The organism is Butyricimonas sp. Marseille-P2440 (assembly GCF_900091675.1).
GTDB lineage: Bacteria > Bacteroidota > Bacteroidia > Bacteroidales > Marinifilaceae > Butyricimonas > Butyricimonas synergistica.
Map to the genome: position 1 here is coordinate 352,539 of NZ_LT594608.1, position 11,954 is coordinate 364,492.

Annotated in this window: 11 protein-coding genes; 5 read left to right on the plus strand and 6 right to left on the minus strand. The window is 39.3% G+C overall.

What is annotated here, in order from left to right; translation table 11 throughout:
* The first annotated feature begins 34 nt into the window (after positions 1 to 34).
* The 5 genes from BN8899_RS05160 (at position 35) to BN8899_RS05180 (ending at position 5,875) form a co-directional block, all read left to right on the plus strand.
* On the plus strand, positions 35 to 616 hold the full coding sequence (locus BN8899_RS05160; protein WP_065218577.1) for a hypothetical protein: 582 nt from the start codon (positions 35 to 37) through the stop codon (positions 614 to 616).
* 2 nt (positions 617 to 618) lie between these two features.
* Entirely contained in the window at positions 619 to 927 is a 309-nt protein-coding gene (locus tag BN8899_RS05165; protein ID WP_065218578.1) for a hypothetical protein, read from the plus strand.
* A gap of 5 nt (positions 928 to 932) precedes the next feature.
* Positions 933 to 1,280, plus strand: coding sequence for a hypothetical protein (locus tag BN8899_RS05170; protein WP_065218579.1), 348 nt, complete (start codon positions 933 to 935; stop codon positions 1,278 to 1,280).
* A gap of 360 nt (positions 1,281 to 1,640) precedes the next feature.
* On the plus strand, positions 1,641 to 2,360 hold the full coding sequence (locus BN8899_RS05175) for a 16S rRNA (uracil(1498)-N(3))-methyltransferase (RefSeq protein ID WP_065218580.1): 720 nt from the start codon (positions 1,641 to 1,643) through the stop codon (positions 2,358 to 2,360).
* A gap of 509 nt (positions 2,361 to 2,869) precedes the next feature.
* Complete coding sequence (locus tag BN8899_RS05180) at positions 2,870 to 5,875, plus strand: golvesin C-terminal-like domain-containing protein (RefSeq protein ID WP_148375280.1); 3,006 nt, start codon at positions 2,870 to 2,872, stop codon at positions 5,873 to 5,875.
* Positions 5,876 to 5,918: 43 nt separating this feature from the next.
* Here BN8899_RS05180 and BN8899_RS05185 read toward each other — a convergent pair whose 3' ends face one another.
* The 6 genes from BN8899_RS05185 to BN8899_RS05215 all read right to left on the minus strand — a co-directional run bounded on the left by BN8899_RS05185 (position 5,919) and on the right by BN8899_RS05215 (position 11,953).
* Positions 5,919 to 6,710, minus strand: a complete 792-nt coding sequence (locus tag BN8899_RS05185; protein ID WP_065218582.1) for a DUF6443 domain-containing protein — start codon at positions 6,708 to 6,710, stop codon at positions 5,919 to 5,921.
* 409 nt (positions 6,711 to 7,119) lie between these two features.
* Complete coding sequence (locus tag BN8899_RS05190; protein ID WP_065218583.1) at positions 7,120 to 7,551, minus strand: DUF4279 domain-containing protein; 432 nt, start codon at positions 7,549 to 7,551, stop codon at positions 7,120 to 7,122.
* Positions 7,552 to 8,106: 555 nt separating this feature from the next.
* On the minus strand, positions 8,107 to 9,252 hold the full coding sequence (locus BN8899_RS21095) for an RHS repeat domain-containing protein (protein ID WP_065218585.1): 1,146 nt from the start codon (positions 9,250 to 9,252) through the stop codon (positions 8,107 to 8,109).
* A gap of 7 nt (positions 9,253 to 9,259) precedes the next feature.
* Entirely contained in the window at positions 9,260 to 9,952 is a 693-nt protein-coding gene (locus BN8899_RS05205) for a hypothetical protein (RefSeq protein ID WP_065218586.1), read from the minus strand.
* 1 nt (position 9,953) lies between these two features.
* Complete coding sequence (locus BN8899_RS21100) at positions 9,954 to 11,171, minus strand: RHS repeat domain-containing protein (protein ID WP_065218587.1); 1,218 nt, start codon at positions 11,169 to 11,171, stop codon at positions 9,954 to 9,956.
* Positions 11,172 to 11,596: 425 nt separating this feature from the next.
* Positions 11,597 to 11,953, minus strand: coding sequence for a hypothetical protein (locus tag BN8899_RS05215; protein WP_065218588.1), 357 nt, complete (start codon positions 11,951 to 11,953; stop codon positions 11,597 to 11,599).
* Position 11,954: the final 1 nt, after the last annotated feature.

Genomic DNA, 11,954 nt, shown 5'->3' on the forward strand with positions numbered 1-11,954 from the left:
AAGTTATTTGTAATAGAGAAAAATGAGGTTGAACATGAAACATATTTTAAAAAAGTTGCTTTATTTATTTTCCGTCTGCCTGTACATCGTAGGATGTTCATCGTCATCTCTTGAAAAAGCACTAAAACTTAGTGGGAATAATAGACAAGAACTAGAAAAAGTGTTAGATCATTTTTCATCAAAAGGGGAGCACTTAAAATTAAAAGCCGCTCAATACTTAATCAAGAATATGCCCGGTCATTACACTTTTGAAGGTGAAGCATTGAACAATTATTACAATTACATAGATTCAAACTTCTCTAAATATTCTTGTTACTATAGGTATTATCTTAAAATCATTCCATTGCTCAATTCTGAAATTACAGCTAGGCTTAGTAGAAAAGATGATATTCTAAATATTTCTTCTGATTTTTTGATAGCGTATATTAATAATGTTTTTAAACAGAGGGAAAGGACACCTTGGCTTCTTGAAATGAAATTTGAAGATTTCTGTGAATATGTCTTACCATATCGCATTGGCAACGAACCAATGTTCTTGTCCAACTTATTCATTCATGATAAAGAGTTTCAGACTAATGATAGTATATTACATTATTACGATAACTTAAATTATTGATAATGATAGGTTTTGAATTAATCGTTGCTGACAAATCAATAAAGTCTGCTTTAAAAAGTGGAGTACTCAGCATTATGATATCTGGATATGAAAAAAGGATATTATTACTTAATGCTGGTCAAGAAGAAGACCGTTTTGAAAACACGACATGGTGTGAAACGAGTTTAAATATTGGTGACTCTTTAACTATAAATGTCATCGACATTAATGAGCAAGATATAACAGAACCAGAATCAATCACGAAGATGACTACTTGGTTATTAATAGAAGAGTATAATAGTTTGAAAAAGAAATTAGATATTAAAGATTAGTAAATATGTTAGGTCTTGAATTACAATACAATGGAAATACAATTTCAGCATCTATTGGCAACAAAAGTATTGGAATAGCTATTAGTAAGGTCCGTGAGAATATTTACCTCAATTTCAACGGATTGGATATACAGACGAAAAAAGGGGTAATTTGGTTCAAATCTAAGTTACAAATAGGGGATTGTATTCATATAGCGATAAAGGATATCGAAAATGAGTCACCTCCAATTGAAGTTCCTGCTAATTATTACAAACGTGAAAATACAGCAGAGGAAAAAAAAGAGCAAACCGAGTGGGAAATAAAAAGATTTAATAAATTAAAAGCTATTCTTACTGAACGGGGTGTGATATAAACATTTATTATTAAATAATTGAATAACAAAAGAATATACCATCTCTTTGGGATAAAAAAAGAATATGACGAAACAAAGAAATCTTATAGAAGGAACATTCAGTAAATGTCTTTAAAAGGCAATATAGATGGATTTTATGCTATCAGAAAGAGTATTTAAATCAAAATATGCTGTGAAGTTTAGATTAGCTAAACTAAATCTGTACTTTTCAATTTAAAGATAATATCTAGTACCACAAATGATCAGAAAAAATTCTGATCACTTGTATTCTTTTAGGTATTCTTCTTATTAACTTCCCTGTCGCAGTTGCGTGTTCCCAAGCGTTTTTATACCTTTGCCCTGTCATTAAAACTCGAAACCATGCATCTATTTTACACGCCGGACATCACGGGCAATGAATACACGCTACCGGAAGAAGAATCAAAACACTGTATCAAAGTGCTTCGCCTCGAGGCGGGTGACCAAGTATCGCTCGTTGACGGCAAAGGGGGATTCTACACCTGCGAGATCATTCAGCCGAACGCCAAGCGTTGTGAAGTCAGATGCATCGAGAAAAAAGAACATTACGGGCAACGGAATTTCCGCGTACACATCGCCATCGCCCCGACCAAAAACATCGAGCGCATCGAATGGTTTCTCGAGAAATGCACGGAAATAGGGATTGACGAGATCACCCCGTTGCTTTGCGAACACTCGGAACGGAAAATCATCAAGCCAGACAGGTTGGAGAAAGTGATCGTTTCCGCCATGAAACAATCGCTGAAAGCCTACCTCCCCACGCTTCACCCGATGACGCCCTTCGACGATTTCGTGCAGGCACGGCGAGAAGGCGTAAAATGTATCGCCCATTGCGATAAGGACAACAAGCAACGACTGGACGAAGCCTACCTTCCCGACGAACCGGTCACGATACTCATCGGACCCGAGGGAGATTTTTCCAGCCGGGAAATAGCACTAGCCAAAAACAACAGCTTCATTCCCGTAACGCTGGGCGAAAGCCGCCTGCGCACGGAAACCGCAGGCGTAGTGGCTTGCCACAGTATCAATTTCATGCAGGAAACCCGCAACAACCACAATTAACCAACGTTTTCTTTTCTCAAATATATAACCACGAGAAAATTCACATTTTCCACAATTTCTCAACCATACAGCAAACCTACACCTTCCTGGCTCGTCGGATGCTGAATATCCTTTTTCCGCGACCCGACATAAATCTCCACTTCTACATACAAGTATATTTATTTTTATATATTTGCGAATAACGAACACGTCCCTCCTTAATATATTCAAGTATGGAAACAAATACACACCAAAAACGAAATGCCAACAAGGCATTAAACCTTGAAATCATTCGATATAATATAAAACTACTATCAAGGAACAAGAGCTTAATCATCTACTTTCTCTTCGTGTATGGACTCATCTTGCATGCCCAAATGCAACAAACTATTTTTCGAGGGAACTCGATCGAGCTAGATTTTCCCTCGTTCATCCCGTACATGAATACTTTTCTATTCTCCATCTTTCTGACTCTGCCGTTAATTATTTTCGGAAGCCATTTTTTTTATAAAGATCAAAAAATAGACACAATGGACGCGATATACTATCGTCCGACAAGTAACATGGAATACGTGTGGAGTGTCGGTATCGCCTTCATCTGCTTTTTTGGTGGTCTAGCCATACTATCCTTGTTCTTTGCCATGATATTACATTTATTCAGTCATTCTGCCCCTTTAAACATAGCCTATTACTTTTTCTATCTATTCACGATGACCATTCCCTCGATCGTGTTCTTTCTAGGAATTTCATTCTTACTCGGGACTTGGCTTAAAAGCCATATATTAAGCATCATCATTCTTTTAGGATTCACGTTCTTCTGCATATTTTACATTCAGGATTTCCAGGCCGGTCTCCTCGATCCAATGGGACTCTCGCTCCCCAACACGTTCTCTGACATCACGGGACACCCTGACATGACGAACTACCTCCTCCAACGCAGATGCTGGCTATCTCTCGGGATCGGGTGCATTCAACTGGCAGCCATCAACTTTGACAGAATACCCAATCACCCCTCCAAAATTTCCAGGGTCTGCACGGCAACCATTTTTATCACAGCGAGTCTCTTCCTCGGCTTATCCTTTTTCCTGGCAAACCAACACGTTATCTCGCTACGCCACGCGTACACCGACGTGTACAACCGCTACGCCACTACCCCCCGGGCCACCCTATTATCACAAGATATACTATACTCCCAGACCGATAACAAAATGTCCGTTACAACCGAGCTACTCGTGCAAAACCAGACTCCCCAACAACTTGACGAGATCATACTATACCTCAACCCGGGCTTAAATATCAACTCGTTAACCACGAACAACGTAAACCTGCCCTTTGAACGAGAACAGCAAGTCATCCGCGTTCAAAAAGAACTACGTGAAAACGACAGCTTAAAAATCCAAATCTCTTACGACGGGCAAATCGACGAAAATTTATGCTACCTGGACATCCCGGATAACATCGTGACAAACACGACTGACAACATGCATCTAGCAGCACGGCACGGCAAACACCACGTGTTTCTCGAGAAAAATTTTACCTTACTCGTTCCAGAGGCTGCCTGGTACCCGACAACGATACCGCCCGTGAATCCTCGTTCTCCATACCAAACCCCGAGAAACCTCTCCCGCTACTCCCTGCAAGTAACCCATCTGCCGGGAAAACGCGCGATTTCCCAGGGCAAAAGACTTTCTAACGACAAAAATACCATTTTCAAGAACGAGCATCCCTTGACCGGCATTTCCCTTTGCATCGGGGATTACGCCACGCGCAAGCTCGTGGTCGATTCCATCACGTACGAGTTCAACGTTTTAAAGAAACACGCCCGCCTGTTTAAAAACTTCGGGTTAAACAAGGCATCTTCTTACCCCGGCATGATACGAGATACCAGGCACTCCGTGGAAACACGTGTCGGGAGATCGTATCCCTACAAACGATTCATTCTAGCAGAAACTCCCGTAAGCTTCACATCCTATTTCCGAAACGCCAAAGGGGGAAGTGAATTTGTCCAACCGGAACTACTCTTTTACCCGGAACGAAGGCTAAAAGTATCAGGTGACATCTCCATTTTCCTGCTGAATGACAAAGAATTCTTACCGTTTTCCTGGTCTGAAATTTTGTCATTATACACTACAAGACAAATGATTAATACTGTATTCAAATTGAAAAAACAAAAAAATCCACACTCCATTCTCCCTCAATTCACCAACCAAACCACGTATTTACGATCAAGCAAGTACCCTTTCATGGACGCTATCGTCAATATTATTTTAATAGACAACAACGAAACGAGCGTAGATGGACGCCAAAAAATCCCATCAACCATAGAACATCGTGCAATAGAATATCTTTCCGACAAAAGCCTGCAGCAAGCCCTGCAAGACAGGGAGATAAACCCCACGCTTCTTGACGCAATTCTATTACTAAAAAGCAGGGAACTCGTGGATATCCTCGGCACTCGCGGCATTCCACAAGACTCTCTTGTTTCATTTTTCAACACATTCATGACCACACACCTGTTCCAAGAAATAGATTTTCATTTGTTAAACGAACAATGTATCACAAAATTCCAAATAGACTTGGAGAATATACTTCCCGACTGGTACACACGAAACCATCTTCCCGCCTATCGTATCCAAGACTATTATTTCACTTTCACGAATAAGATTACCAGTGAATGTAGAATTCAATTTAGGATTTTCAACGACAGTGACGTGGACGGCATCATCACGACTATTGAAAAGACTCTTCCTCCTCGTGGATTAGCGGCTCTCCAACAAGCTTTCGATCAACATAAGCGAGCAATGACTATAAAATACCAATCATTTAAAATCAAAGCTAAAACGGGGAAAGAATTCGTGTTCTTAATAAACAATTTTCGAGATTTTCAATTAAGCACAAACATCTCAAAAAACTTCCCTAGCCAATTCAACCATAGAGAATACCTCTCCTTTCCCCCGGATACCATACCACATACTCACGATCTTGATAAAACCCATTTCATGCCGCTCCCGAATGAAATCATCGTGGATAACCTTGACCCGGGATTCAAAATCATACAAAAATTCCATAAACTTCGTGACTATTTGGAAAAGCACATACATACACAAGAAAAATACTCTTATACCACAAAGCAATTCCAAGTAATCACGGAAAAATGGCAAACAATATTCAACGAAACAGCATACGGCTTTCCCCAACGAAACTACATATGCAAAAAAACAACCATGAGCAACCAACCCTCCGTGGAATGGAGCACAAACATCACCAAAGAAGATACATTTGAGGCATTCGTTTATATTCCCATGGAACATCTTAATAATGATTCCCCGAAATCATCTCCAATACAAAAGTACTCGATTACATTCCCAGACAAACAGGAACACATTGTGTATATCAATAAACAATCGGGATGGAATTCTTTAGGTACTTTCTATTGCATCCCCGGAGAGTATAAAATAACCCTTTACGATGAAGGAGACGAAAATCAAACACTTATTGCTGACGCGATCAAATGGACGCCACAAGCCCCAAACTAAAATTAATAAATAACGTGTTAGAAGTACATCATAAAGTTTACTTCTAACACGTCACCGTTCCCGTTATCACGACCTCACCCGTTTCCACCATGCGATTCTGACCGTCATAAAGGAAATAACTCCACTTGTCGGCGTTCTCTACACGCTGCTTCCCGTCCTGGCCCAGCACCAGCCGGTCACGCCGGTCATAAACCATGTACACCGGGGCACATCCCGGCAAACGCTTTTCGATAAGACGACCGTAACGGTCATAACGATAACGGTAAGCAAGACGCTCGAGGACATTCTCGTTTATCGTGTTGCCCAGTAAAGCGCTCGCCTCCGGCGACAACACGTACCTCAATCTTCCATAATCATCATACACGCTGTATGTTTCCAAACGTTCGCCAACGTTCACGTTGACAGACAAAACGGTCCTACCGTCATTGTCCATGAATGTCTCGTTTTGAGTCCCGTCCTCGTCCTTGACTATAACTTTCTGCAAACTCCCGCCCCGGTAATACCCGTCAAGCGCGAGCGCCCCATCCCTGGTCACCCGGTACAGGCGCACCTCGTTCGCCTCGTTCAGGTGATAGCCCATCGTCACCCCCTTGCCCGACTCGTGCCAGCTCTTCCCTGGTCCCGTCCGCTTCACAATCCTATCGAGAGGGCTATTGTCATATTCCGACAACGTGAAAGCGAACGGGGCATCCGAACTCCCGTGAACCAACCAGTTCGAGGGAAGTAAAGAATTATTGTCAAAAGCCCCGTTATTCCCCACCTTCGCGTAGGGAAGGTATTCTTTCTCCACTCTGCCGTGAACACCGTAAACATATGAACCCCAACCCGACACCACTCTTCCTGTATGTCAAAGAACCCAGGTAATAAAAACCGTTGCTACCAGCGTCACGTACACGCGACTTCGTCCCGTCGGCAAGGTAATTGTAACTAGCCTTCAACGTGCCACCGTCTTAACCTCTCTCTACAAATTCAATACATTATACGACAAATTCAAAGCCTGACGGCTATCATTTACCAGGTTACCCTCCCAACAGGTAACCCTGTACGTTTCCGCACTTTTACCGTTCTATCCCCCAAGGTGTTAATCCTGCAAGTTATCTTGACTCCTTTGCCGGAATAATTCCCAACCTAACAAAATAAATATTGAGGAGTGCACTCTATTTTCCTACTCAATATTTCAAACTTTCGATAGACTCCCCAAAGTTACCAGTACAAGTAAACTTTTTCCAGGATAAACACATCGATTAACAACTTTCTTTATTAGGCAAAAATGTAAAATGCACATAATTCACTAAATTAAAAAACGCAATATCATCTTCTTTAATATCTAAACCTATACCTGCATCATCTGTTTCTATCCAAATTGTAAGAGTTATGTTATAACGAGCATCAAACTTCATTGCTCTAAGTATATCTTCTTTACCAATGAATATACTTCTAAGTTCATTTAATGCTGGAGTTATATTCTCGTATTCCAATAAACACTCGGACGATGATATCGCCCACAAATTATATGCTTTTTCCCCTTGAGTACCACTATGTTTTGAACGAAAAAATTCACCTTTAGTAAAAGATCTACCTGGAGAAAAACCCAATTGTCTCGTTATATCTGCCACAGAAATTTCTTCTGAAGTGATTCCTAGTTCACAACTAATTTTAAAATAATAACTATCCATTTCATTTTATATATATCGGGATCCCTGAATTAAAGCATGCTTGAAGAAAATTCATGTTTCTGTTTTTTTCTCCTCGATATTGCAATCTTTCGATATACAACCTAAAGTCACGAATATAAGTAAACTTTTTTAGCATGATATATTATTATCTGCCTTATTTAACATGTACAATGAACAAAAACAACTAACTATGACATACATGACAAGAAAGGGGTACCACAAGAAAACAAGTAACATGGCAAATATTGTTTTCGCTATCAATTCCATCATTGCAAAAATGAGGTATCTAAACGTAAACGATATAAAAAATACCAGTATAAAAGCCTCCATGAAAGTTATATTCTTTTTCCCAAAAAAAATCTTTCTCCACTCAAATACTATATAAATTACCATTCCAAGGATTACAAGCAAACTTCTCAACAATGCCGGGAATGACATGAAACAATCAAAAGGATCTATCCAAGAAAAAGGAGAATAAAAAAGTACTGAAAGTACGGCCATTAAAACAAAAATAAATCTTATATACTTGCTTTTAATAATCATGATTTTATAATTTTATTGAACAATATAAATAGGAATTCCCGCGTTAAAACAGTTTTGCATGAATTGATAAAAACCGTAATCAAGAATATGTCCTCCCAAGCTGGTAATACTTTCTTTTATAGTACTTATATTACGCAAAAAAAGTTTTAACTCGTCTCCACCTCGAATTCTTTTACCTTTTCCCGCAATCATATCTTGTAAAGCCACGTATTGTCTTCCTAAGACTCCTTTCGGGTGTTCAAATTGTTCTGGCTGAAAAGGTGCTAAATAATCGACAAATTCTAACTTCCCTCTATACTCCTCATCCTTCATCAGCACACTTGCCATGCCCGCCGCGTACGCCCCTCCCATGCTATACCCGACAATTTTGATAGTTTCATTTTCAGCTAAAGATAACGAACCGGACCGTAATCGTGTTAAAAGCTCCATTCCTTTTTGTACCCCCGCTTGATACCGTTCGGTAGCTCGCGAAAATGGCTCGAAACTTCCACTAACGTATAAAGCGTTATCATCTTTACACGTTGCCATGTACAACTTGTCTATATTCGCCCACCCGTAAAAATCATGCCTTTGAAAGTCACGATTAGGATTATACCTTTCTGCCGGTAAACCGTGCAAATCCCTTGCCATGTTTCGTCCCTCGTGAGCGGCATATTCCACGGGATTGAAACCGTTAACAAACACGAACAATCGCCCACCTAAATCGATCGCGCCAATCACGTGATTCCCGCAATAAGAATAAGAAGATAGAGATAAATACTTCTCTAGAAGGGGATCGTTCACGAACCAACGTCCCAACCCGCTATCGTACATCCTCGCCCCGTAATCAAGGTAACCCAGATCACCCGTCACCTGCTCCTCCTTCCCGTTGTACTTGAAACGGTTCGCCGCCTGTTGAGGGTAATCTGCCCTCGCGTGCCTAGCCCCGAAAGGATAGTAATCGTTCCGCTCCTTCACCACACCGCTACCATCCACGATCACCCGGACACTACCCAGGTGATCCGTCAAGAAATAGTTCACCTCTTGACCGCCCGTGCCCGTCAAGATCACACCATCCCCGAAACTCGCCGACTCCAACTGCAAACCGCCACTCCCGCTCTTTTTCGATATACAGGCTAAAGTTATCGATACAAGTAAACTCTTTTCAAAGCAATACATATGTGAATTATTTTCTTGGACACATTATAATAAAGGGTAATATGCAAACAATAGGAATACAAACCACTTGCACGATATCCACATATTTATACAAAAAAATCATAAGCAAGAATCGTTCTATTATAATTCCTCTACTGAATAGTTTATATAAAAGAATCGCGTATTTCCTCTTGAGTAGCAAACTAATGCCAGCTCCACTCAATAATGAATAAAAAAATAAAAGTCCAAGCATCATATAAACATTCCAGCCCGTGTACAAGTCTATTGTTAATCTAATAAAAATTATACCTGAAATAAGCATAATTCCCATTACTATAGAACTCCATGCAAATTTACGTTCCATATAATCATTCACTCCTCCATTAAATTTTCTTGGATACATTATAATAAAAGGCAATGCACAAATTAAAGGGACGTAATCCATGAGCATAATTTCCACAATATCATTCATCAGATACATAAATAAAGAACGTTCAATAATGATTCCCCAGCTAAACAATCTGTATAAATGAACCGCTTCATTCCTGTTCTTTAGTAAATAATTCCCAGCTATGATTAATAGTATATAAAAAAACACAGGATTAAGCACCATAAAAACATCCCATCCCTTACATAATCCTATAAATAATCTATAGGACAATATACTTATAATCATCACTCCACCTGTTATAATGGAACTTAAAGCAAACTTTCGTAACATATCAATAAAAATAAAAAGTTAATTTTTGCAATCCCTTATTACTCATGTATTGTAATAAATAAGCAACATCAAAAAAGTGCTGATTCATTCTAGTTTTATCCTGTAGTACATATTGAGAATTCCCATCTCTTATTCCAAAATTTCCATTAAAATCTGTAACTCGAATATCCACGGAAACAGACGAAAAATCAATTCTTTCCCCATTTGAAGGGAAACGATTATCAAATTTAGATAACAATTGCTCTCCACTGCTAAAGACTCGGAATTCATTCATGCCATATACTTCTCTTACATAATTTTCAAAGCGCATAGCATCCCTTTGTCGATCATCATATGTATCATATTTTTTAGATATATCATCTTGATAGGCATGAAATAATTCATGGGCTAAAAATAGAAATGATGTATTCTCAACACCATCAACATGCGCATCACCCAAATAATATTTTATCTTGTTAAACAATCTATTATAAGATGAATTATAAGGACTACTTGTAATTCCTTTAATCTCAAATATATCTTTTGATTGAATCAATCGATCTATAATATTTCTTCCTAGACTTGTTGCATAAACACGTCCCAAGTCTAGTAATACTTGCCTGAAATTGTTTCCATTTACTATTTTTATTTTTTCTCCTTTAATATCAATTGCATTAATCGGATTATTGGCAACATAATTGTATGTACTTATAAAAAAATAATCCTCCGCTTTAGGATCTACACCAAACCACCTTCCCAACCCGCTATCGTACATCCTCGCCCCGTAATCAAGGTAACCCAGATCACCCGTTACCTGCTCCTCCTTCCCGTTGTACTTGAAACGGTTCGCCGCCTGCTGGGGGTAATCCGACCTCGCGTGCCTAGCCCCGAAAGGATAGTAATCGTTCCGCTCTTTCACCACCCCGCTAGCATCCACGATCACCCGGACGCTCCCCAGGTGATCCGTCAGGAAGTAATTCACCTCCTGTCCACCCGTGCCCGTCAGGATCACGCCATCACCGAAACTCGCTGACTCCAGTTGCAAACCGCCACTGCCACTCTTGTATGTCAAAGAACCCAGGTAGTCAAAACCGTTGCTCCCCGCGTCACGTACCCGCAACTCCGTACCGTCAGCGAGGTAACCGTAACTAGCCTTCACCGTGCTGCCGGTCTTGACTTCACTCAACAAATTTAAGACATTATACGATAAATTCAAAGCACGGCGGCTATCATTTATCATGTTACCCTCCCAACAGGCAACACCTTCCCCGTGTTATCCGTGTACGATTCCACACTTTTACCATGCTTCCCCAAAGCGTTAAGCCTACAAGTTATCTTGCCACCTTTGCCAGAATAATTCCAAACCTAACAAAATAAATATCGAGGAGATTCTATTTTTCCTCCTCGATATTTCAAACTTTCAATATACAGCCTAAAGTTATCGGTACAAGTAAACTTTTTTCAGGATAATACAAATTACATTTCCTCGCTCGTCTTTTACTCGAAACAAACATTACTCTACGTTTTCTCGTTAGTATAAATCATACAATTTGCCCAAACAAGTTAATTATAAAGTTTTGTAAACTTTTTCTAGAACAAAACAATTAATAAAATTCCGATGCTAGCCGTTGCACTGTTTAAACTTCTAAAAAAAAAACTAATATTCTATTTTACAACCATTTGAGATGCAAAAATTTTCATAACACTACCCGTTGTTGATGTTTCTATCACAAAACATTTCAACTTATCTATATCATCATAAATATTTACTACCTGCTTTTTATAGAATATAAAATCTTCATCATCATCTGTTTCATAAGCACAATAGACCCAATCTTTTGTGTCTATTCCAAAATTCAAATTCATTATACATTTACGCACATTCATAAATAACAATGTAACACTCTCTCCTGAAGTCCACGTTATACCTAACTCAACAATATCGTTTAAACCTAAATCTTGCCTATTTATTATTATATACTCCAATATAGAATCATGCCAATCAAAATCATCAAATCTCATA

Bases quoted from the DNA above. Each gene is read 5' to 3' on its own strand.
- BN8899_RS05160 (WP_065218577.1), top strand. From the start codon at position 35: ATGAAACATATTTTAAAAAAGTTGCTTTATTTATTTTCCGTCTGCCTG.
- BN8899_RS05165 (WP_065218578.1), top strand. From the start codon at position 619: ATGATAGGTTTTGAATTAATCGTTGCTGACAAATCAATAAAGTCTGCT.
- BN8899_RS05170 (WP_065218579.1), top strand. From the start codon at position 933: ATGTTAGGTCTTGAATTACAATACAATGGAAATACAATTTCAGCATCT.
- BN8899_RS05175 (WP_065218580.1), top strand. From the start codon at position 1,641: ATGCATCTATTTTACACGCCGGACATCACGGGCAATGAATACACGCTA.
- BN8899_RS05180 (WP_148375280.1), top strand. From the start codon at position 2,870: ATGGACGCGATATACTATCGTCCGACAAGTAACATGGAATACGTGTGG.
- BN8899_RS05190 (WP_065218583.1), bottom strand. From the start codon at position 7,551: ATGGATAGTTATTATTTTAAAATTAGTTGTGAACTAGGAATCACTTCA.
- BN8899_RS21095 (WP_065218585.1), bottom strand. From the start codon at position 9,252: ATGTATTGCTTTGAAAAGAGTTTACTTGTATCGATAACTTTAGCCTGT.
- BN8899_RS05205 (WP_065218586.1), bottom strand. From the start codon at position 9,952: ATGTTACGAAAGTTTGCTTTAAGTTCCATTATAACAGGTGGAGTGATG.
- BN8899_RS21100 (WP_065218587.1), bottom strand. From the start codon at position 11,171: ATGATAAATGATAGCCGCCGTGCTTTGAATTTATCGTATAATGTCTTA.
- BN8899_RS05215 (WP_065218588.1), bottom strand. From the start codon at position 11,953: ATGAGATTTGATGATTTTGATTGGCATGATTCTATATTGGAGTATATA.